We start from the raw sequence: 21,985 nt of genomic DNA on the forward strand, positions 1-21,985 counted from the left end.
GCCCGCGGGCCGGGCCCGGCCGCCTCAGGAGGCCACCACGTGTCGGCGGGCGCGCAGGGCCAGGCTGAGGGAGAGCACCGTCTCCGGGTCGTCCAGGTCGGCGCCCAGCAACTCGGAGATCCGCGCCAGGCGGTTGTACAGGGTCTGGCGGTTCAGGTGCAGCTCCCGGGCCGTCTCCGCCTTGCGCCCCGCGTGCGCCAGGTACGTCTCCAGGGTGGGCAGCAGCGGCGGCCGGGAAGCGGCGTCGTGGACGCGCAGCGCCCCGATCGCCCGGTCCACGAACGCCGCCAGGTCGGGGTGCTCGCGCAGCCGCCACAGCAGCAGGTCGATGTCCAGACGGCGGGCGTCGTACCACGGCCGCGGCGGCAACCCGTGGGCCGCGGTGGCCGTCTCGGCGGCGTGCCGCAGCCCCGCCGAGGCGGCCGCCCAGCTGCCGGAGACGCCGACGACCACCGCCGGGGGCGCGCCGGCCCGGTCCAGGCCGGCCCGCTCGACTCCCGCCCGCAGCGCCGCCGCGACCCGGTCGGCCACCGCGGTGCGCTCCGACTCCGCGCGCAGCGACACCAGCAGCGGCACCCGCCCCTCCACCGGACGGACGCCCAGCAGCACCGGGACCCCGACCGACGCCAACTCCTCCAGGACCGCCCGGGCCAGGACGGCCCCGTTGCCCGAGGCCCCCAGGTCGGTGGACAGCCGCATCACCATCGGCAGCAGCGGTCCCGCGCCCGGCCGGAAGCCCAGCACGCGTGCCTGCGCCGGCGCGTCCTCCGCCGAGATGCGGCCCTCCGCCAGGTCCGTCAGGAAGTCGCCGCGGCCGCGCGCCGCCAGCTCCTCCTCCTGCCGGGCCTGCATGAGGACCACGGCCAGTACCCCGGCCGTCCGCTCCGCCGCCATCCGGTGCACCGGCAGCAGCGGAGCCGACACCCCGGCCAGTACGAGCCGGGCCCGGACCGAGCCCGTGCCGTGACCGCCGCCGGGCACGTCGATGACCACCGCGTTCCCCGAGGGCTCGACCTCGCGCTGGCCGCGCAGCCCCTCCCACACCTGGAGCGGGTCCGCCGCGGCGTCCCCGGCGACCGGGCCGGCCGCGTACAACAACTGTCCGTCGGGGGTCTCCAGGAAGACCGGGTTCGCCGTGAAGTCGGCCAGGACGCGCAGCACCTGAGGGATCCCGCCACCGCCCAGCAGGGCCTCCGTACATCGCCGGTGGACCTCCTCGGCCCGCTGGAGCAGCGCGTAGTGGCCGTTGACGATCTCGGTGTGGACCTCCTCGGTGACCGCGACGAACGGCACCTCCCGGTGCAGCTGCACCAACGGCAGGCCCGCGGCGCGGGCCGTCTCCACGAGGGTCGCGGGCAGCCGGGAGAAGCGCGGGCCCAGCTCGACGACCAGCGCGGCGATGCCCCGGTCCGCGAGGCGGCGCACGAAGGCACGCTGCTCGGCGGGCCGGGTGCCCAGGCCCAGCCCCGTGGTCAGCAGCAGCTCGCCGCCCTTGAGCAGGGAGGCGATGTTGGGGACCTCGCCCGCGTGCACCCAACGGACGGTCCGGCCGAGCCGGTCGGCGCAGGCCACCACCTCCGGAAGGCCGCTGCGCAGCCCCGGCAGCTCCAGCGCCCGCTGAACCGTGATCCCGCCCTGGTTGTCCATGTCGCCGGACGCTACCAGGGGGTCACGCGGGAGGAATGTTGTGGTTGAACCGGAAGACGTTGTCCGGGTCGTACTCCCGCTTCACGGCCCCCAGCCTGCGCATGTTCTCCGCGCCGAGCCCGGCCACGATCCGCTCCGCGCCCTCGTGCGCGATGAAGTTGAGGTAGACCGCGCCGGTGGACCAGGGCTCCACGTCGGCCCGTACGTCCTTGACCCACTGGCGGCACACCTCGTCGTCCGCCGGGTCCTCCCAGATCGCGAACGGGTGCACCGCCCACGCCGCGTCCCGGTACGGCACCGGGTAGTCGGCCGGACCGTCGGCGATGGCGCCGCCCTGCGGCCACACCAGGTGCTGCGTGCCCGTCGGCACCGGCATGGTGCCCGCCCGCGCGCAGAACACGTCCACGAACGGGTCCGGGACGCCCGTCAGGTACTCCGCCGACCAGTAGTTCCGCATCCCCGGCGGATCGTCGATCATGCACTGGAGGTCGGCGTACGGGATCGCCGTCACGATCTCCGCCTCGTGCGGCAGCGCCAGCAGCGGCTCGGCCAGCCGGCGCATCTCGTCCTCGGGGCCGGCGTACGTCAGCAGGACGCCCGCCGTCAGCCGCCCCACCAGGTGCGCCGGTACGAAGTCCTCCGGCGGGCCGGTCAGGTACAGGGCCGCCCCGCTCGCCTCGCGCGGGCCCGCCTCGACGACGGCCCGGAACGTGCGGACCACCTCGGGCCCGTGCTCGGGCAGGTACAGCACGAACGCGATCGACATGGCGGGCAGCTCGTGCAGCCGCAGGGTCATCGAGGTGGCGATCCCGAAGTTCCCGCCGCCGCCGTGCAGCGCCCAGAAGAGCTCCGGACGGTCCTCGGCGGTCGCGGTGACCGTTTCGCCGTCCGCGGTCACCAGGTCCACGCCCAGCAGGTTGTCGACGGCCAGCCCGAACTTCCGGTCCAGCCAGCCCGAACCGCCGCCCAGCACGAAACCGCCGACACCGGTGGTCGAGGCCCGGCCGCCGGTCGTGGCCAGGCCGTGCGGCTGGCAGGCCCGGTCCAGGTGGCTCATGGTCGCCCCGCCGCCCACCCGCACGGCCCTGGCCCCCGGATGCACCGTCACCTCGTTCATCCGGCGCAGGTCCACCACGAGCGCCCCGTCGCCCAGCGACATCCCCGCCACGCTGTGCCCGCCGCCGCGGATCGCGATCGGCAGGTCCAGCTCGCGGCCGAACCGGACGGCCGTGACCACGTCCGCCTCGCTCTCGCACTGGGCGATCACCGCCGGACGCCGGTCGATCATGGCGTTGAAGATCGCCCTGGCCCCGTCGTAACCGTCGTCCTCCGGCGTGAGGACGGGGCCCGAGAGGTCCTCGCGGAGCGCGGCCAGCGCCGTGGTCGCCTTCGATGGGGAAGCCATGACCGGCCCCCTTCGGGAAAGGGCAAGGGACCACTCCAGGCTAGGCGCGCCCCCGAACCCCGGCATCCCGACGCCCGGCCGCCCACGCGCGGGCGGCCGGGCGTCGGGGCCGGGCGTGGGGGCCGCGTTCGGGCGGGCCGGACCGGGACGGTCGGGTCAGCCCCCGTACGCCCCGCTCGCCGTCAGGCGCAGGGCCGTGTCGATCAGCGGGACGTGGCTGAAGGCCTGCGGGAAGTTGCCCACCTGGCGCTGGAGCTTCGGGTCCCATTCCTCGGCCAGCAGCCCCAGGTCGTTGCGCAGGGCGAGGAGCTTCTCGAAGAGCCTGCGGGCCTCGTCGACCCGGCCGATCATCGCCAGGTCGTCGGCCATCCAGAACGAGCAGGCCAGGAAGGCTCCCTCGTCGCCCTCAAGACCGTCCACGCCGGCCTCCTCGCCGGCCGTCGGGTAGCGCAGGATGAAGCCGTCCGGGGTCGACAGCTCGCGCTGGATCGCCTCGATGGTCCCGATGACCCGCTTGTCGTCCGGCGGCAGGAAGCCCATCTGCGGGATCAGCAGCAGCGAGGCGTCCAGCTCCCGGGACCCGTACGACTGCGTGAACGTGTTGCGTTCCTTGTCGTAGCCCTTCTCGCAGACGTCCGCGTGGATCTCGTCGCGCAGCTCCCGCCAGCGATCCAGCGGACCGTCCGCGTCCCCGCTCTCGATCAGCTTGATCGTGCGGTCCACGGCCACCCAGGCCATCACCTTGGAGTGCACGAAGTGGCGGCGCGGGCCGCGCACCTCCCAGATGCCCTCGTCCGGCTCGCTCCAGTGCGTCTCCAGGTAGCGGATCAGCTTCAGTTGGAGCACCGACGCGTAGTCGTTGCGGGCCAGGCCCGTCATGTGGCCCAGGTGCAGCGCCTCGGTGACCTCGCCGTACACGTCGAGCTGGAGCTGGTGGGCCGCGCCGTTGCCGACCCGGACCGGGCCGGAGTTCTCGTAGCCGGGCAGCCAGTCCAACTCCGTCTCGCCCAGCTCCCGCTCACCTGCGATCCCGTACATGATCTGCAGGTTCTCCGGGTCGCCGGCGACCGCGCGCAGCAGCCAGTCCCGCCAGGCCGAGGCCTCCTCCCGGTAGCCGGTGCGCAGCAGCGACGACAGGGTGATGGCGGCGTCCCGCAGCCAGGTGTAGCGGTAGTCCCAGTTGCGGACCCCGCCGATCTCCTCCGGGAGGGAGGTGGTCGGCGCGGCGACGATCCCGCCCGTGGGCGCGTACGTCAGGGCCTTGAGGGTGATCAGGGAGCGCACCACGGCCTCCCGGTAGGGACCGTGGTACGTACAGTGCGCGACCCAGTCCCGCCAGAACTCGGTGGTGGCCTCCAGGGCGCCCTCGGCGTCGGGGCGCTCGGGGGCGCTGCGGTGCGAGGCCTGCCAGCTGATGGCGAAGGCGACGCGGTCGCCGGGGCCGACGGTGAAGTCGGAGTACGTCGTCAGGTTCTTGCCGTACGTCTCCGCGTCGGTGTCCACCCAGACCGAGTCCGGGCCGGCGACGGCCACGGTACGGCCGTCCACCTTGTGCACCCAGGGCACGATCCGTCCGTAGCTGAAGCGCATGCGCAACGTCGAGCGCATCGGGACGCGCCCGCTGACACCCTCCACGATGCGGATCAGCTGCGGCGCGTGGTCCTCGCGCGGCGGCATGAAGTCGATGACGCGGACGGTCCCCCGCGGGGTGTCCCACTCCGACTCCAGCACGAGCGATTCGCCGCGGTAGCGGCGACGGTCGGCACGCGGCGGCTCGGTCCCGGGCGGGACCGCGGGGCCGACCCGCCAGAACCCGTGCTCCTCGGTACCGAGAATGCTCGCGAAGGCGGCAGGGGAATCGAAACGGGGCAGACACAACCAGTCCACCGCTCCGTCCCGGCAGACCAGCGCCGCGGTCTGCATGTCCCCGATCAGTGCGTAATCCTCGATGCGCCCGGACACGTTGCATCTCCAGTCGAACGGCCACGTCCGCCCCTGAGGGCGCTTGCATTGCGCGGATGCGCGGTCTTCCTGATGCGGAAGGATCCCCGCGTCGAGCTCCAGACTGCCGGACGTGGCGCGGTGACGCCGAATTCCGGCCTGCTCGGCGGCGATGTAACAGCAGTATCCGAGCAGGGTATGACGGGCACCCTAGTGATCTCCTGAAGTCCTGGGACAATGTGGCTCGACTGAACGGGTGACCTGCGCGAACGGCCCTGTCGGGCTGCTCCACGACGGTACGGCGCGGGCGGTCCGCAGCGCGTCCGGAAGCGGACCCTCCCGGGCGCTGATAGGCTGGTACCCCGTGGACCGGTGGTCTGCCTGTGCGAATCAGGAGCCCCGAAACCGCAGCTTCGGCGCCCCCTGAGACCCGATCCGGATCTTCGCGGAACGGCGCCGGACGCACCTCACCTCGCGACCACGGGAGCCCCCTCTTGGCGATGCCGCCCAAATCCATGACGACCAAGCACATCTTCGTCACCGGGGGTGTCGCTTCGTCCCTCGGCAAGGGGCTTACCGCCTCCAGCCTGGGTGCGCTGCTGAAGGCGCGCGGCCTGCGGGTCACGATGCAGAAGCTCGACCCGTACCTGAACGTCGACCCCGGCACGATGAACCCCTTCCAGCACGGTGAGGTGTTCGTCACCAACGACGGCGCCGAGACCGACCTGGACATCGGTCACTACGAGCGCTTCCTCGACGTCGACCTCGACGGCTCGGCCAACGTCACCACCGGCCAGGTCTACTCGCAGGTCATCGCCAAGGAGCGGCGCGGCGAGTACCTCGGTGACACCGTGCAGGTCATCCCGCACATCACCAACGAGATCAAGCACCGCATCCGCCGCATGGCGACCGCGGACGTCGACGTGGTCATCACCGAGGTCGGCGGCACCGTCGGCGACATCGAGTCGCTGCCGTTCCTGGAGACCGTCCGCCAGGTCCGCCACGAGGTCGGCCGCGACAACGTCTTCGTCGTGCACATCTCGCTGCTGCCCTACATCGGTCCCTCCGGCGAGCTGAAGACCAAGCCCACCCAGCACTCCGTCGCGGCCCTGCGCAACATCGGCATCCAGCCCGACGCGATCGTGCTGCGCGCCGACCGTGAGGTCCCCACCTCCATCAAGCGCAAGATCTCGCTGATGTGCGACGTGGACGAGGCCGCCGTGGTCGCCGCGATCGACGCCAAGTCGATCTACGACATCCCCAAGGTGCTGCACACCGAGGGCCTGGACGCCTACGTCGTCCGCAAGCTCGACCTGCCCTTCCGCGACGTCAACTGGACGGTGTGGGAGGACCTGCTGGACCGGGTCCACAACCCCGACCACGAGGTCAAGGTCGCGCTCGTCGGCAAGTACATCGACCTGCCCGACGCCTACCTGTCGGTGACCGAGGCGCTGCGCGCCGGCGGTTTCGCCAACCGGGCCCGCGTGCAGATCAAGTGGGTCACCTCCGACGACTGCAAGACCCCCGAGGACGCGGCGGCGCAGCTGGCCGACGTGGACGCGATCTGCGTCCCCGGCGGCTTCGGCGACCGCGGTGTCAACGGCAAGGTCGGCGCGATCACCTACGCCCGCGAGAACCGGATCCCGCTGCTCGGCCTGTGCCTGGGTCTGCAGTGCGTGGTCATCGAGGCCGCGCGCAACCTCGCGGGCATCGCCGACGCGAACTCCACCGAGTTCGACGCCTCCACCCCGCACCCGGTCATCTCGACCATGGAGGAGCAGCTGGCCTTCGTCGAGGGCGCGGGCGACCTGGGCGGCACCATGCGCCTGGGCATGTACCCGGCGAAGCTCGCCGAGGGCTCCATCGTGCGCGAGGTCTACGGCGACCAGGCGTACGTGGACGAGCGCCACCGTCACCGCTACGAGGTCAACAACGCCTACCGCGGTGAGCTGGAGCAGAAGGCCGGTCTGGTCTTCTCCGGAACCTCCCCGGACAACAAGCTCGTCGAGTACGTCGAGTACCCGCGCGAGGTGCATCCCTACCTGGTGGCCACCCAGGCCCACCCGGAGCTCCGCTCGCGCCCGACCCGACCGCACCCGCTGTTCGCGGGCCTGGTCAAGGCGGCCGTGGAGCGGCAGCAGTCCGCGAAGTGAGGGCCTGACCGCATAACGTGGACAGCCGGGGTACGGAAGATCCGTACCCCGGCTGTCGCGCGTTGTGTGGAGGCTTGGGGCATGGGCATCAGCGATACTTCGGAAACCTGGGAGACCCTGTCGTCGAGGAGGCCCTTCCAGGGCGCCAAGACGGCGGTCGCCTCGGACATGGTGCGGATGCCGGACCGGTCCGTGGTCCGCCGCGACTACCAGGTCCACCCCGGCTCGGTGTGCGTCCTGGCGCTCGACGCGCAGGACCGGGTCCTGGTGATCCGCCAGTACCGGCACCCCGTACGCCACCGGCTGTGGGAACTCCCCGCCGGCCTGCTCGACGTACCCGGTGAGAACCCGCTGCACGCGGCGCAGCGGGAGCTGTACGAGGAGGCCCACGTCAAGGCCGAGGACTGGCGGGTGCTGGCCGACTTCTTCGCCTCGCCCGGCGGCTCCGACGAGGCCATCCGGATCTTCCTGGCGCGGGGCGTCGGTGACGCCGAGGGGGAGCGGTACGAGGAGCACGACTCGGAGGAGGCCGACATGGAGGTGGCCTGGGTGCCGCTGCCCGACCTGGTGCGCGGCGTCCTCGCGGGCGAACTCGCGAACCCGGGCCTGGTGACCGGAGTCCTGGCGCTGGCCGCGGCCACGGCCTCCCCGGAGGGCCCCGAGGGCCTGCGCCCGGCCCTGGCGCCCTGGCCGGCCCGCCCGTACGAAGCGTAGTCACCACCCGCCGGCCCCCGACCCGGGCTTCCCCGGGCCGCCGCGCCCGGAGCCCGCGCGCCGGCGCCGAGCCGCCGGACCCCGCCCGGGCGGACGTCCCGGACCCCGCCCCCGTTCCGGCCTGCGCCGGGCCGGGGGCGGGGTCGCGGGGCGGGTCGGAGTCCGGCGGCGGCGCCGTGACGTACGCGCGGCACGCGATAAAGCGGACCATCCGCTGATCCGATTGGGGGATCTACCCGCCGCGCTCCACCCGGTCCGTCGCTCTGCGTGAACTACGCTCGGCAACCCGAAGGCAGGGAGAGGAGCGGATCCGTGACGGATTTCGTCGGGCGGCGGCGTGAGCTCAAGGAGCTGCGCGAGGACATCGCGCGGACCGGGCTCGACACCCTCTCCGGCCGTAAGGCCAAGGCGCCCCGGGCGCGGGTCCTGCTGGTCGCCGGACGGCCCGGCTCCGGCCGGACCGCCCTCGCCGAGGCGTTCGTGCGCGAAGTGGCGGACCAGTACCCCGACGGACAGTTCACGGTCCGTCTGACCACCCCCGGCGGGGAGGTGGTGGCCACCGAACGGGCCGTCCGCACCCTCCTGGAAGGCCTCGGCAGACCCACCCCGCCCGGCGCGGGCGAGGACGACCTGAGCGCCGCCCTGCGGGAGTCGCTCGCCGGACGGCGGGCCATCCTCCTGCTCGACGACGCCGCGGACCCGCAGCAGGTCGACGCCCTCCTGCCGGATACCCCCGAGTGCCTGGTCGTCGTCACCGCCGAGGGCCCCCTCACCGGGATCCCGGACGTACGCCCCTGCACCCTCGGCGGCCTGGACACCCCCTCCGCCGTCGAGATGCTCGCCCAGCACATCGGCGACACCCGCGTCACCGTCGACCCCCGCGCCGCCGAGACCCTCGCCGAGGAGTGCGGGGGACAACCGGCCGCGCTCGCGCTGGCCGGCGGCTGGCTCGCCGCCCACCCGAAGGCGGCCGTCGCCGACCTCGCCAAGCAGCTCCACGACATGCCGCCCGGCACCAGCGGCCCGCTCGCGCGTTCCTTCCGGCTCGTCTACGAGTCCCTCCCGCAGCCCGCCCAGCGCACCCTGCGGCTGCTGCCGCTCGCGCCCGCAGGGATGCTCGACTCGCACACCGCCTCCGCCCTCGCCGGGTGCTCGGTGGCCGCCGCGCAGTCCACCCTGGAGGACTTCGCCGGGCTGGGCCTCGTACGGCACGCCCCGGACGGCCTGTTCCTGCTGCCCGGCTGCCTCGCCCCGCTGCTCCAGTCCCTCCTGGAGGCCAAGGAGCGGCCCGCCGAGGTCCAGCTGGCCCGGGCCCGGATGCTGGAGCGGACCGTACGGCTGCTCACCTCCTGCCGCTCCATGGCCGAGGACGACGAGGACGTGCTGCGGGAGCGGCTCGACGGGACGCCCCGCGCCCTGCGCTTCCCCGACCGGCGCGCCGCCGCCGTCTGGCTCGACACCCGACTGCCCGCGCTGTCGGCCGCCGCCACCCTGGCCGTGGCCGACGGGGGCCTCGACACCCTGGCCCGGCGACTGGTGTCCGCCCTGGTCAGGGCGCTCGCCGAGCACCGCGGCACCGAGGCCGCGGCCCCCGAGCTGTACGGGCTGCACCGCCTCGTCCTGGACGTCGCCGAGCGGCGCCAGCTGCACCGCGAGCAGGCCGCCGCACTGCTGAACCTGGCCGATCTGGACGCCGAGACGGGTCGCACCCAGGAGGCCCTGGAGCGGTACCGGGCCGCTCTCGACGCGGGGAAGGCCGCGAAGGACCCGTACGCCACCGGCCGCGCGATGGAATCCGTAGGCGGCGCGTACCAGGAGCTGGCGGACTGGCAGCGGGCCTCCGACTGGTTCGGCCGCGCCCTGTCCCAGGCCCTCGCCCGCGGCGAGCGCGCGGACGAGGCCAGGCTGTACGGGCGGCTGGGCAACGTGCACACGTACGCGGGCCGGTACGGGGAGGCGCTGCGCAGCTGGCGGGCGGCCGCCGCGGGCTACCGCAAGCTCGCCGATCTTCCGGGCCAGGCAAAGGCGTTGAGCGAGATGGCGCGGGTCCAGGAATACGCGGGCCGACCCGAGGAATCCCTGCACACCTGCCGCGAGGCGATCGAGCTGGCGCGCAGGGCCGGCGACCTGCGACTTCAGGCCGCCCTGCAGGTGCGGTTGGCCGACACGCTGGACCGGCTCGGCGACCCCGCGGCTGCCAGGTTGCACCGCTCCGCAGCCGACAGATTGCTGGGAGATGACCCCGCAGCCTGCGAAATCCGTAGTACTTCCGACTGAGATTATTCGTTTGCAAGGCTAGACAGCGACTCATCCTTCATTAGACTGGGTTCACCGCGGCATCCCGTGGTGCATCCCGTTGCGCGTTCTTGTGGGCGGGTATGTATGGAAGTAGCCCGTATTTTCCCCTGAGCCAAGGACCGTGATCGACGATGAAGGTCGGCATCCCCCGCGAGGTCAAGAACAACGAGTTCCGGGTCGCCATCACGCCCGCCGGCGTGCATGAGCTGGTCCGCAACGGCCACCAGGTCTTCATCGAGCAGAACGCCGGTGTCGGCTCCTCGATCACGGACGTCGAGTACGTCTCGGCCGGCGCCGAGATCCTCGCCACGGCGGACGAGGTCTGGGCGACCGCGGACCTGCTCCTGAAGGTCAAGGAGCCCATCGCGGAGGAGTACCACCGCCTCCGCAAGGACCAGACGCTCTTCACGTACCTGCACCTCGCGGCCTCCCGCGAGTGCACGGACGCCCTGCTGGAGTCCGGCACCACCGCCATCGCGTACGAGACGGTCGAGCTCGCGAACCGCGCGCTCCCGCTGCTCGCCCCCATGTCCGAGGTCGCGGGCCGGCTGGCCCCGCAGGTCGGTGCCTACCACCTGATGCGCTCGGCCGGCGGCCGCGGCGTGCTTCCGGGCGGCGTGCCCGGCACCTCCGCCGGCGAGGCCGTCGTCATCGGTGGTGGCGTCTCCGGCTGGAACGCCGCGCAGATCGCCATCGGCATGGGCTTCCACGTGACCCTGCTCGACCGCGACATCAACAAGCTCCGCGAGGCCGACAAGATCTTCGGCACGAAGATCCAGACGATCGTCTCCAACGCCTACGAGCTGGAGAAGGCCGTCCTCGCGGCGGACCTCGTCATCGGCGCGGTGCTGATCCCGGGTGCGAAGGCCCCGAAGCTGGTCACCAACGAGCTCGTCTCCCGGATGAAGCCCGGAAGTGTCCTTGTCGACATTGCGATCGACCAGGGCGGCTGCTTCGAGGACTCCCGTCCGACCACTCACGCCGAGCCGACCTTCCAGGTCCACAACTCGGTCTTCTACTGCGTCGCCAACATGCCGGGCGCGGTGCCGAACACCTCCACCTACGCGCTGACGAACGCGACCCTGCCGTACATCGTGCAGCTCGCGAACCTCGGTTGGGCCGAGGCGCTGCGGCGTGACCCGGCGCTCGCGCTGGGCCTCAACACCCATGACGGGCAGGTCGTTTACGGTCCCGTCGCCGAGGCCCACGGCCTTGAGACCCTTGAGCTGAGCACGCTGCTCGGCTGATCCGTCAACGACTGACGTCAATCTCACGTATCCGGCCGGACCTTGCCCACAAGGTCCGGCCGGACGCGTTTGCGAGGTGCCCGCGGACCCGGCTCAACTCGCCTCGAACGTAACCCTTTAACCCTTTCGCACACCCGCGAAACTTCGCAGTGACAGCTCGCACGCCCTTGACAGAGTCGTGTTCGGTTGCCGACACAACGCGTCGGGTCCGGTGGATTGTGTTGCCGCTGAGCGGTGACACGCCATAGAGTCGCCAACCGTCGGCATGGTGCAACGCTGACCTATCGATAAGTGTCCTGGTCACGTCCGAGGAGGTAAGACGACTTGTGAATGAGTCGACATTTGCTCCTGGAGGTGGTCGAGCAGGGACGCCTGAGCGGGGCCAGGGTCCTGCCGGGCTCGAAGCTGTCGGCTCCGTCGCGGTCCGCACCTTCGCAAACCACCAGCACATGACGACGCCCCGAAACAGCATGGACGGCCTAGACGTGAACTCCAGGGCCGGCGACCCGAGCGGCGAAAAGCCCGTGGGTTTCGCCGACTACGCAAATGTGCCCGAGGGGCACTTCTACGACCCCGACGCGGAGTACGAACCGGACCCCGAGTACGCGGCCACCCTCGCCCCCGACGCTGCCCGTCAGCGCCGTGAGCGGATCGGCCCGACCGGACGCCCGCTGCCGTACTTCCCGATCCCGGGTCCGCTGGCCGAACACGGGCCGGCGAAGATCATCGCGATGTGCAACCAGAAGGGCGGCGTGGGAAAGACCACGTCGACCATCAACCTGGGTGCCGCCCTCGCCGAGTACGGACGGCGGGTGCTGCTCGTCGACTTCGACCCGCAGGGCGCCCTGTCCGTGGGGCTCGGCGTGAACCCGATGGAACTCGACCTGACGGTCTACAACCTGCTCATGGAGCGGGGCATGTCGGCCGACGAGGTGCTGCTCAAGACGGCGGTCCCCAACATGGACCTGCTGCCGAGCAACATCGACCTCTCCGCCGCCGAAGTGCAGTTGGTCAGCGAGGTCGCGCGCGAGTCGACGCTCCAGCGGGCCCTCAAGCCCCTGATGGCCGACTACGACTACATCGTGATCGACTGTCAGCCCTCGCTCGGCCTGCTGACCGTGAACGCCCTGACGGCGGCTCACAAGGTCATCGTCCCGCTGGAGTGCGAGTTCTTCGCGCTGCGCGGTGTCGCGCTGCTGACCGAGACGATCGAGAAGGTGCAGGAGCGGCTCAACCCGGAGCTGGAGCTCGACGGCATCCTCGCGACGATGTACGACTCCCGCACGGTGCACAGCCGCGAGGTCCTGGCGCGCGTCGTCGAGGCCTTCGACGACCACGTCTACCACACGGTCATCGGCCGTACGGTGCGCTTCCCGGAGACCACGGTCGCCGGTGAGCCGATCACCACGTACGCGTCGAACTCCGTCGGCGCCGCCGCCTACCGCCAGCTGGCCAGGGAGGTGCTCGCCCGGTGTCCCGCCGAGTGAGTCTGCCCGGAGCCGACGAACTGTTCCGCACGACCGGGGGGATGGCCCTCCAGTCGTCCTCGCCGAGGCGGGGCGCCGACGAGGCGCCGGCCGGCGGTACGGAACACGCGGCCGCTCCGGCGGACGGCACGGCGCGGACCACGGGGGACGCGCGGGTCCGGGAGGCCGGCGATCCGGCGGTCGGCGCGCAGCGCAGGCCGCAGGAAGGTTCTGCCTCTGCCGCCGGGGCGTCCTCGCCCCGGTCCGGCAAGGGGCAGGGCCGCGGTGCGAACCGGCGGCCCAGCGGTCGTGAGCGGCACGACGAGAAGATCACGGTCTACGTCTCCGCCGAGGAGCTCATGGACCTGGAGCACGCCCGGCTGGTGCTCCGCGGCGAACACGGGCTGGCCGTCGATCGCGGCCGGATCGTTCGCGAGGCCGTCGCCGTGGTCCTGGCGGACCTGGAGTCCCGAGGGGACGCCAGCATCCTCGTACGCCGCCTGCGCGGGCGCTGATCCGGCCTCCGCGGGGGTCCGGGGCATAGGCTGCGTCCGGGGGCGGGCCGAGCCCGCCCGGCCGCACGCCGAACCCTCCGCACCACCCCTGGACCCCGATGCCCCCGAACGACCTCCCCGCCCGCCCGACCCGCCGGAGCCTGGGCCGCGGGCCGGGAACGGCCGAGGAGCCCCAGGCGGGCCCGCCGCAGGACGCACCGGTCGGCGGGGCCCCCGAGGCCCCCCGGAGCGCTGAAGCCCCCGCCGAGCCCCGCCACGAGGTCGTACGCCGGACGGCGCCGGAGGCCGTGGGGGAGCCGGAACGGGAACCGGCCCCGGAAACCGTGCCCGAAGCGGCACAAGAACCCGTGCGGGAATTCGTACGCGAAGCGGCTGCGGAAACCGCGCCGGAACCTGCGCCGGAAACCGCGCCGGAAACCGCGCCGGAAACCGCGTCGGAAACTGCGCCGGAAACCGCGTCGGAGGCCGCCCAGCAGGGCGGGACCGCCGCGGACGGGCGGTTCACGCTGCGGCTCGCCAACTTCGAGGGCCCCTTCGACCTGCTCCTCCAACTGATCTCCCGGCACAAGCTCGACGTGACCGAGGTGGCCCTGTCCAAGGTCACCGACGAGTTCATGGCGCACATCCGGGCCATGGGCCCCGACTGGGACCTCGACCAGACCACGGAGTTCCTGGTGGTCGCGGCCACCCTGCTCGACCTGAAGGCGGCCCGGCTGCTGCCCGCCGCCGAGGTCGAGGACGAGGCCGACCTCGCCCTGCTGGAGGCCCGGGACCTGCTCTTCGCCCGGCTCCTCCAGTACCGGGCGTACAAACGGATCGCCGAGATCTTCGAGCTGCGGGCCGAGGACGAGGGCCGGCGCCACCCCCGTACGGTCGGTCTGGAGCCGCACCACGCCGACCTGCTGCCCGAGGTGGTCATCAGCATCGGCGCCGACGGCCTCGCCCGCCTCGCGGTCCGGGCCATGCAGCCCAAGGCCAGGCCCGAGGTGTACGTCGACCACATCCACGCCCCGCTCGTCAGCGTGCGGGAGCAGGCGGGACACGTCGTACGTCTGCTCAAGGCGCGCGGCGAGGCCACGTTCCAGGAACTGACCGAGGACGCCCCGGACACCCTGACCGTCGTCGCGCGGTTCCTGGCGCTGTTGGAGCTCTACCGGGAGAGGGCCGTGGTCCTCGACCAGGAGGAGGCCCTGCGGACCCTGACCGTCCGCTGGAGCGGCGGGGACGGCGACGGAATGCCGAAGGTCACCGACGAATTCGACCAGGTCGTGGAGGCGGGCGAATGACACAGGCCCCGGAGCAGGGCACGGACGGCGCGGCGCCGAGGGACGGCCGGTCGCTGAAGGGGGCCCTGGAGGCCGTCCTGATGGTCGTGGACGAACCCGCGACGACGGACCACCTGGCCAAGGTGCTGGACCGCACCCCGAGGGAGGTGGCCGACGCCCTGCGCGAGCTCGCCGACGAGTACACCGCGCAGCGCAGGGGCTTCGAGCTGCGTCCGGTCGCGGGCGGCTGGCGGTTCTACACCCGGCCCGAGTACGCGGAGGCCGTCGAGGCCTTCGTCCTGGACGGTCAGCAGGCCCGTCTCACCCAGGCGGCCCTGGAGACCCTGGCGGTCGTCGCGTACCGGCAGCCGGTCAGCCGGTCGAGGGTCTCCGCGGTCCGCGGAGTCAACTGCGACGGGGTCATGAGGACCCTCCTGCAGCGGGGTCTGGTGACCGAGGCGGGGACGGAACCCGAAACAGGTGCGATCCTGTACAGGACGACGAACTACTTTCTGGAGCGGATGGGCCTGCGCGGCCTGGACGAGCTCCCGGAGCTCGCGCCCTTCCTCCCCGAGGCGGACGCGATCGAAGCCGAGACGCAAGAGGGTGTTCCGTCGTTCGATCCGGATGCACCGGATACCTCAGAAGACGACAAGACGACGGAACTTTGATGCGAAGCAGCGGCAACGGTAACGGCAACGGCGGCGGCAACAGGAACAGCAGCGGCGGCGGTGGCGGCGCACGCGGCGGCAGCTCCCGCGGCGGCGGCTCCGGATCGGGCGGTGGCTACCGCGGCGGCGGCTCGGGCTCGGGCGGCGGCGGATCCCGCGGCGGCTCCAGCGGCGGCAGCTCGGGCGGCTACCGCGGTGGCTCGTCCAGCGGCGGCTCCTCGGGCGGCTACCGCGGTGGCTCGTCCAGCGGCGGCAGCTCCGGCGGCTACCGCGGTGGCTCCTCGTCCGGTGGCGGCTCCCGCGGCGGCTACCAGGGCGGCTCCTCGTCCGGTGGCGGCTCCCGCGGCGGCTACCAGGGCGGCTCCTCCAGCGGCGGCTATCAGGGCGGCGGCTCCGACTCGCGTGACCGTGACCGCGACCAGCCGGCGCCCCGCATCCGCAACCCCCGTCCCGAGGAGCGCCGCTACGACGTCGGCCCCGAGGGCGAGCGCAACGGCCGCGGCGGAGCCAAGGCGGGCGGCGGCGGTGCCCGTGGCGCGGCCGACGGCAACCGCGGCGGCGCCCGCGGCGCGGCGGCCCGCGGTGGCGCCAAGGGCGGCCCCAAGACCTCCAGGACCCCGGCCATCGGCGGGGCCGGCGGCCCGCGTCGCGGCCCCGGCAGCCGCAGCGGCCAGTCCAAGCCGCGCGAGCTGGAGGCGCGGATCGAGGAGCGCGTGCGCGACCGGTACGCGGACAAGCCCGAGATCAAGACCCCGAAGACCTTCCCGGGTGCCGAGGAGGAGGGCGAGCGCCTGCAGAAGGTCCTCGCCCGCGCCGGCATGGGTTCGCGCCGCGCCTGCGAGGAGCTCATCGAGCAGGCCCGCGTCGAGGTCAACGGCGAGATCGTGCTGGAGCAGGGCAAGCGCGTCCAGCCCAAGGACGAGATCAAGGTGGACGGCCTGACCGTCGCCACCCAGTCGTACCTGTTCTTCGCGCTGAACAAGCCCGCCGGCGTCGTCTCCACCATGGAGGACCCGGACGGCCGTCAGTGCCTCGGCGACTACGTCACCAACCGTGAGACGCGTCTCTTCCACGTCGGCCGGCTCGACACCGAGACCGAGGGCATCATCCTGCTCACCAACCACGGTGAGCTGGCCCACCGCCTCACGCACCCGAAGTACGGCGTCAAGAAGACCTACGTCGCCGCGATCACCGGCCCGCTGCCGCGCGAGATCGGCAAGCGCCTCAAGGACGGCATCGAGCTGGAGGACGGCTACGCCCGCGCCGACCACTTCCGCGTCGTCGACCAGGTCGGCAAGAACTACCTGGTCGAGGTGACCCTCCACGAGGGCCGCAAGCACATCGTGCGCCGCATGATGGCGGAGGCCGGTTTCCCGGTCGAGAAGCTCGTCCGGACCTCCTTCGGCCCGATCGAGCTCGGTGACCAGAAGTCCGGCTGGCTGCGCCGCCTGACCAACACCGAGGTCGGCATGCTGATGCGCGAGGTCGGCCTGTAGTCCCCGCGCACGACCCCGAAGAGCCCGCGGTGCCCTGGCGCCGCGGGCTCTTCGCTTGCCCGGCGCCCCCTCCGCTGTTTATAGTCACACTGACTATTAAAGGTCGGGAACTTTCGAACACGCGGGGGCCGCCATGGGCTGGAGTACGAGCTGGACCGAGATCCTCGGGTTCGCCACCGGGGCCGTCTGCGTCTGGCTGGTGGCCCGGCAGCACATCGCCAACTGGCCGGTCGGCATCGCCAACAACGTCTTCTTCATCGTCCTCTTCACGCAGGCCGGCCTGTACGCGGACGCCGGACTCCAGATCGTCTTCATCGCCCTCGCCGCGTACGGCTGGTGGTCCTGGACCCACGGGGGTGGACCGGGCACCACGGGAGCCCTGCCGGTGCGCCGCACCACGCGCGCCGAATGGGCGTGGCTGCTCGTGGCGGGGGCGGTGGGGACCGCCGCCCTGACCCTGCTGCTGGACCGCGCCACCGACTCGACCGTCCCCTTCTGGGACGCGCTGACCACCGGCCTCTCGCTCATGGCCACCTACGGACAGTGCCGCAAGCGCCTCGAATCCTGGTGGCTGTGGATCGCCGCCGACCTCGTCTACATCCCGCTCTACGCCTACAAGGGCCTCTACCTGACCTCGGTCCTGTACGTCGGCTTCCTCGCCCTGTGCGTCGCCGGGCTGATCGGCTGGCGCCGCACGCTCGTCGCGGGGGACCTCCGCAAGGCCGTGGGAGCGGCGGCATGAGCGGCGGCGAGCGCTTCGGACACGGACTGGTGCTGGGCAAGTTCTATCCGCCCCACGCCGGCCACCACCACCTGGTGCGCACCGCCGAGGAACGCTGCGAGCGGCTGACCGTACTGGTGTGCGCCGCCTCGGTGGAGTCGGTGCCGCTCGCCGACCGGGTCGCCTGGATGCGCGAGGCGCACCCCGGGGCGGACGTGGTCGGGGCCGTCGACGACATCCCCGTCGACCTGCACGACCCGGCGGTCTGGGATGCGCACATGGCGATCTTCCGGAGCGCGGTGGGCCGGCCCGTCGACGCCGTCTTCACTTCGGAGGCCTACGGCACCGAACTCGCCCGCCGGTTCGGGGCCCGGGAGGTCTGCGTAGACCCGGAGCGGACGCTGTTCCCCGTCTCCGGCACGGCCGTCCGGGCCGACCCCGTGGCCTGCTGGGAGTTCCTGGGGCCGGCCGTCCGGGCCGCCCTGACCCGCAGGGTCGTCGTGCTCGGCGCCGAGTCCACCGGGACCACCACCCTTTCCCGGGACCTGGCAGCGCACTACCGGGCGCGGGGCGGGGTGTGGGCGGGAACGGGATGGGTCGCCGAGTACGGCCGCGAGTACAGCGAGGAGAAGCTCGCCGCGGCCCGGGCGGCCGACCCGGCCGCCTCCTGGTCCGACGTCACCTTCACCTCGCGGGAGTTCCCGGTGATCGCCCGCCGGCAGGACGAGGCCGAGGAGCGGGCGGCCCGGCTCGGCTCGCCCGTGCTCTTCTGCGACACCGACTCCTTCGCGACCGGCATCTGGCACGAGCGCTACATGGGCGGCCGCAACATCGAGGTCGAGAAGACCGCCGCGCTGACCCGCCGGGACCTGTACCTGCTGACCGACGACGCCGACGTCCCCTTCGAGGACGACGGCCTGCGCGACGGCCCGCAGTTGAGGCCCTGGATGACCGGTCGGTTCCGCGAGGAGCTGACCGCGACCGGCAGACCCTTCCTGACCCTGCGCGGCGACCGGGCGACCCGCCTCGCGACCGCCGTCGCGGCCGTGGACGCCCTGCTCGCCGAGGGCCGCCGCTTCGCGGACCCGCTCCCGGAGAACCGGTGAGCGGGCCCGGGCCGCGCGACGGCACCCGGCACCCGGCCGGTTACGACCCCCACGCCTTCGAGCCGTTCGCGGTGACCGTCGACCTCGCCGTCCTCACCGTCCGCGCCGGCGTCCTCCACGTCCTGCTGATCCGGCGCGGCCAGGCCCCGTACGAGGGGGCCTGGGCGCTGCCCGGCGGGTTCGTCCTGCCCCGGGAGTCCGCCGAGACGGCCGCCCGCCGCGAACTCGCCGAGGAGACCGGCCTCGACGGTTCCCTCGTCGCGGACCTCCACCTGGAACAGCTGCGCACCTACAGCGAACCGGACCGGGACCCCCGGATGCGGGTCGTGTCGGTGGCCTTCACCGCACTGGTCCCCGACATGCCCGAGCCCGCGGCGGAGGGCGGCGGCGACGCCGACCGGGCCCGCTGGGTACCCGTCGGGGACGTCGCGGACCTGGCCTTCGACCACGCGTCGATCCTCGCCGACGCGCGCCGGCGGGTCGGCGCCAAGCTGGAGTACACCTGCCTGGCCACCGCCTTCTGCCCGCCCGACTTCACCCTCGGGGAGCTCCGGGCCGTCTACGAGACCGTCTGGGGCACCCCCCTGGACCGGCCCAACTTCCGACGCAAGGTGCTCGCGACGCCCGGCTTCGTCGAAGCCGTGCCCGGCGCCGCCCGCCTCACCGGCGGCCGCGGCAAACCCGCCGCGCTCTACCGGGCGGGACCCGCGACCGCCCTCCACCCACCCCTGCTGCGCCCGACGGAAGGCACCGCGCGATGAAGACGAACGCGACGAACGGAACGACGGGCGCGACGAACGCCGCGACCGACACGGCCGGGTCGACCGGCGGGCGCCCCACGACCGGCAAGCGCCCCGCCACCGGTGCGCTCGTGGGCCTCGCCCTCGGCGACGCCCTCGGCTTCCCCACCGAGTTCAACGACGTCCCCTCGATCCTGGCCAAGACCGGCCCCTGGCGGCAGATGGCGCTGCCCCGCCCGGCGATCGTCACCGACGACACGCAGATGACGCTCGCCCTGGCCCGCGGCATCCGCAGGGCCGGTGAACGCGGCCCGATCACTCCGACGCGGCTCGCCCGCCCGGTCCGGGAGGAGTTCGTCGACTGGTACCAGTCCCCAGAGAACAATCGGGCACCGGGCAACACCTGCTTGAAGGCCTGCCACCTGCTGAGGACGCCGGAGCGCGACTGGCGGGACGCCAGTCAGATCGGCTCCAAGGGGTGCGGTGCGAACATGCGCGTGGCACCCGTCGGCCTCGTCCCCGGCTGGACCGAGGAGGAACGCGCGGGCGCCGCCCAACTCCAGTCCGCCCTCACCCACGGCCACCCGACGGCCCTCGCCGCCTCGGACCTCACCGCCCGCGCCGTCCACCTGTTGGCCCGCGGCACCGAAGTCACCGGCCTGGTCGGGCAATTGCGCTCGTACGCCCTGGAGAACCGCACCCGCTACCACGAGCGCTGGCTCGGCGACCTGTGGATGCGTACGGCCTCCGACGCCTCGGCGGAGTCCTTCATGGCCCGCGGTTGGGACGAGTGCCTCGGGGTGCTGGACCGCCTCACCGCCGCCCTGCGCACGCCCTCCCCGGAGACCGACCCCTGCCTGACCACCGGCGAGGGCTGGATCGCCGAGGAGGCCCTGGCCACCGGCCTGCAGTGCTTCCTGCTCTTCCCGGAGGAACCGCTCCTCGCCCTGCGCCGCGCCGCCTGCACCTCCGGCGACTCCGACTCGATCGCCTGCCTCGCAGGCGCCTTCGCGGGCGCCCACCTCGGCGCCGACGTCTGGCCCCGCGAGTGGGAGGGCCGCATCGAGTACCGCGACGAGCTCCTCGCCTTCGGCGCCCTCTGGGAGGCCTGAGCCGTGCTCGACGCGATGACCCTCGACCTGGCTCCCGTCGTGGCCCGGGAGCCCGACCCGCTGCTGTTCGCGACCGTCTCGGGCGCCCACCTGTACGGGTTCCCCTCCCGGGACTCCGACGTCGACCTGCGCGGCGTCCACCTGCTGCCCGCGCGGGCGCTGCTCGGACTGCGGGACCCCGAGCTGACCCGGACCCGGATGTGGGACGACGACGGGGTGGAGATGGACCTCGTCACCCACGACCTGCGCAAGTTCGCCGGTCTCATGCTGCGACCCAACGGCTACGTCCTGGAGCAGCTGTTGTCCCCGCTCGTGGTGCACACCACGCCGGCCCACGAGGAGCTCGTGGCGCTCGCCCCGGGCGTACTGACCTCCCACCACGCCCACCACTACCGGGGGTTCGCCGGCACCCAGTGGCGGCTCTTCGGCAGGAGCGGCGAACTCAAGCCGCTGCTCTACACCTTCCGCGCGCTGCTCACCGGCATCCACCTGATGCGCTCCGGGGAGGTCCAGGCACACCTGCCGACCCTGCTCGCCGAGGTGCCCGAGGCGCCCGCGCGACTGGCCGACCTGGTGGAGGCGAAGGTGGCCGCCGAGCACGGCGGGTACGCCGGACCGCCGCCGACGGCCGACTACGAGGCCCTGCACGCGGTACTGGACGCGGCGCAGGCCGTGACGGCCCTGCCCGAGCGGGCGACGGCGTTCGACGCGCTCGACGCGTTCGTCGTCCGCGCGCGCGGGGCGTAGCCCGCCGCACCCCGCCGGGCCGGTACGCGGCGTCCGCCCCGTCCGTCCTACGCGGCCGAGGCGCGGCGGGCGCGCCGCAGGAAGTCCTCGACCCGGGCCCGGTCCGGCTCGGCGGGGAGCGGGCCGGTGTCCAGGGCGGCGTCGGACTCCGCCGCGAGGCGGGTCATCCAGGCGTCGACCTCGGCCCAGCCGACCTCGCCCCGCCGGACCGCGAGGAGGCGTTCCCGTTCGGGGCCCGCGTCGATCGTCAGGCGGCCCGTGCGGAGCAGGTCGCGGCAGGAGCCGAGCAGCCGCAGCAGGTGCATGGCGTGCTTCCAGCGCGGGGCGCCGTGGACGCGGACGTCGGCCAGGAGCTTGCCGTGCTGGGACTTCGCGTACTGGGTGAAGCTGGTGTGGGCCCGGCGGGAGAGGAAGGCCCCGCGCAGGTCGAGGAGTTCCCGCCCCACCGGGGTGACCCGCTCGACCAGGGGGGAGTGCAGGCACTCCAGGACGTTCGGATTGGACCGCAGCGCGAGCTCGCAGAAGCGTTCCAGCTCCCAGGAGAACTCCTCGTCCCGGGGCCCCTCGACGTGCGTCGGCGGCTTCTCGAACCGCCAGAACAGCGGCGTGGGGGCGAGGTAGACACCGCGCACGTCGGTGTCGCTCGCCTCCGTCGCCAGACCGAAGGCACGGGAGCCCATGACGCAGCTGTAGATCGTGTGGTCCCGTACCAGGGTGAGGTCGTCCATCCCGGGAGGTTAG

At 72.8% G+C, this 21,985-nt stretch carries 18 protein-coding genes; 14 read left to right on the top strand and 4 right to left on the bottom strand.

The window, feature by feature from the left end; genetic code table 11:
- Positions 1-24: 24 nt before the first annotated feature.
- The 3 genes from ACFVS6_RS38235 to ACFVS6_RS38245 form a co-directional block, all read right to left on the bottom strand.
- Positions 25-1,647 carry a PucR family transcriptional regulator gene (locus ACFVS6_RS38235; protein WP_389711140.1) on the bottom strand — a complete coding sequence of 541 codons (1,623 nt, stop codon included), beginning with the start codon at positions 1,645-1,647 and terminating at the stop codon, positions 25-27.
- 22 nt (positions 1,648-1,669) lie between these two features.
- On the bottom strand, positions 1,670-3,052 hold the full coding sequence (locus ACFVS6_RS38240; RefSeq protein WP_389711141.1) for an FAD-binding protein: 1,383 nt from the start codon (positions 3,050-3,052) through the stop codon (positions 1,670-1,672).
- Between the two features lie 156 nt (positions 3,053-3,208).
- Complete coding sequence (locus ACFVS6_RS38245; RefSeq protein WP_389711142.1) at positions 3,209-5,014, bottom strand: glycoside hydrolase family 15 protein; 1,806 nt, start codon at positions 5,012-5,014, stop codon at positions 3,209-3,211.
- 479 nt (positions 5,015-5,493) lie between these two features.
- Between ACFVS6_RS38245 and ACFVS6_RS38250 the strand changes: the two genes are divergently transcribed.
- From ACFVS6_RS38250 to ACFVS6_RS38315, 14 genes are all read left to right on the top strand, one after another.
- A complete protein-coding gene (locus ACFVS6_RS38250) occupies positions 5,494-7,146 on the top strand; it encodes a CTP synthase (RefSeq protein ID WP_389711143.1) in 1,653 nt (550 codons plus the stop codon).
- An 81-nt stretch (positions 7,147-7,227) separates the two neighbouring features.
- Positions 7,228-7,860 (top strand): NUDIX domain-containing protein, encoded by a 633-nt coding sequence (locus ACFVS6_RS38255; protein ID WP_389711144.1) that lies wholly within the window; start codon positions 7,228-7,230, stop codon positions 7,858-7,860.
- 267 nt (positions 7,861-8,127) lie between these two features.
- Positions 8,128-10,137 carry a tetratricopeptide repeat protein gene (locus ACFVS6_RS38260; protein WP_389711145.1) on the top strand — a complete coding sequence of 670 codons (2,010 nt, stop codon included), beginning with the start codon at positions 8,128-8,130 and terminating at the stop codon, positions 10,135-10,137.
- 152 nt (positions 10,138-10,289) lie between these two features.
- Entirely contained in the window at positions 10,290-11,405 is a 1,116-nt protein-coding gene (gene ald / locus ACFVS6_RS38265) for an alanine dehydrogenase (RefSeq protein ID WP_389711146.1), read from the top strand.
- 326 nt (positions 11,406-11,731) lie between these two features.
- Positions 11,732-12,892, top strand: a complete 1,161-nt coding sequence (locus tag ACFVS6_RS38270) for a ParA family protein (protein ID WP_389711147.1) — start codon at positions 11,732-11,734, stop codon at positions 12,890-12,892.
- On the top strand, positions 12,877-13,386 hold the full coding sequence (locus ACFVS6_RS38275) for a hypothetical protein (RefSeq protein ID WP_281210456.1): 510 nt from the start codon (positions 12,877-12,879) through the stop codon (positions 13,384-13,386). The genes ACFVS6_RS38270 and ACFVS6_RS38275 overlap by 16 nt, the downstream gene beginning before the upstream one ends.
- Before the next feature lie 98 nt (positions 13,387-13,484).
- Entirely contained in the window at positions 13,485-14,672 is a 1,188-nt protein-coding gene (locus ACFVS6_RS38280; protein ID WP_389711148.1) for a segregation/condensation protein A, read from the top strand.
- Positions 14,669-15,322: an SMC-Scp complex subunit ScpB gene (gene scpB / locus ACFVS6_RS38285; protein ID WP_389711149.1), complete on the top strand. Its 654-nt coding sequence runs from the start codon at positions 14,669-14,671 to the stop codon at positions 15,320-15,322. Before ACFVS6_RS38280 ends, scpB begins: the two co-directional genes overlap by 4 nt.
- Entirely contained in the window at positions 15,322-16,818 is a 1,497-nt protein-coding gene (locus ACFVS6_RS38290) for a pseudouridine synthase (protein ID WP_389711150.1), read from the top strand. The genes scpB and ACFVS6_RS38290 overlap by 1 nt, the downstream gene beginning before the upstream one ends.
- A 133-nt stretch (positions 16,819-16,951) precedes the next feature.
- Positions 16,952-17,560, top strand: a complete 609-nt coding sequence (pnuC, locus tag ACFVS6_RS38295) for a nicotinamide riboside transporter PnuC (protein WP_389711151.1) — start codon at positions 16,952-16,954, stop codon at positions 17,558-17,560.
- Positions 17,557-18,645 carry an AAA family ATPase gene (locus ACFVS6_RS38300; RefSeq protein ID WP_389711152.1) on the top strand — a complete coding sequence of 363 codons (1,089 nt, stop codon included), beginning with the start codon at positions 17,557-17,559 and terminating at the stop codon, positions 18,643-18,645. The genes pnuC and ACFVS6_RS38300 overlap by 4 nt, the downstream gene beginning before the upstream one ends.
- Complete coding sequence (locus ACFVS6_RS38305) at positions 18,642-19,406, top strand: NUDIX domain-containing protein (RefSeq protein WP_389711153.1); 765 nt, start codon at positions 18,642-18,644, stop codon at positions 19,404-19,406. Before ACFVS6_RS38300 ends, ACFVS6_RS38305 begins: the two co-directional genes overlap by 4 nt.
- A complete protein-coding gene (locus ACFVS6_RS38310; protein WP_389711154.1) occupies positions 19,403-20,497 on the top strand; it encodes an ADP-ribosylglycohydrolase family protein in 1,095 nt (364 codons plus the stop codon). The genes ACFVS6_RS38305 and ACFVS6_RS38310 overlap by 4 nt, the downstream gene beginning before the upstream one ends.
- Before the next feature lie 15 nt (positions 20,498-20,512).
- The gene (locus ACFVS6_RS38315) at positions 20,513-21,244 is read left to right on the top strand and encodes a DNA polymerase beta superfamily protein (RefSeq protein ID WP_389711167.1); all 732 of its coding nucleotides are present in this window, start codon (positions 20,513-20,515) and stop codon (positions 21,242-21,244) included.
- 47 nt (positions 21,245-21,291) lie between these two features.
- On the opposite strand, the gene ACFVS6_RS38320 is transcribed toward ACFVS6_RS38315, so the two are convergent.
- Complete coding sequence (locus ACFVS6_RS38320) at positions 21,292-21,972, bottom strand: DNA polymerase beta superfamily protein (protein ID WP_389711155.1); 681 nt, start codon at positions 21,970-21,972, stop codon at positions 21,292-21,294.
- Between the last annotated feature and the right edge of the window lie 13 nt (positions 21,973-21,985).

Origin of the sequence: Streptomyces sp. NPDC057939, from assembly GCF_042887545.1 — a bacterium.
In the GTDB taxonomy this organism is placed as follows: Bacteria; Actinomycetota; Actinomycetes; order Streptomycetales; family Streptomycetaceae; genus Streptomyces.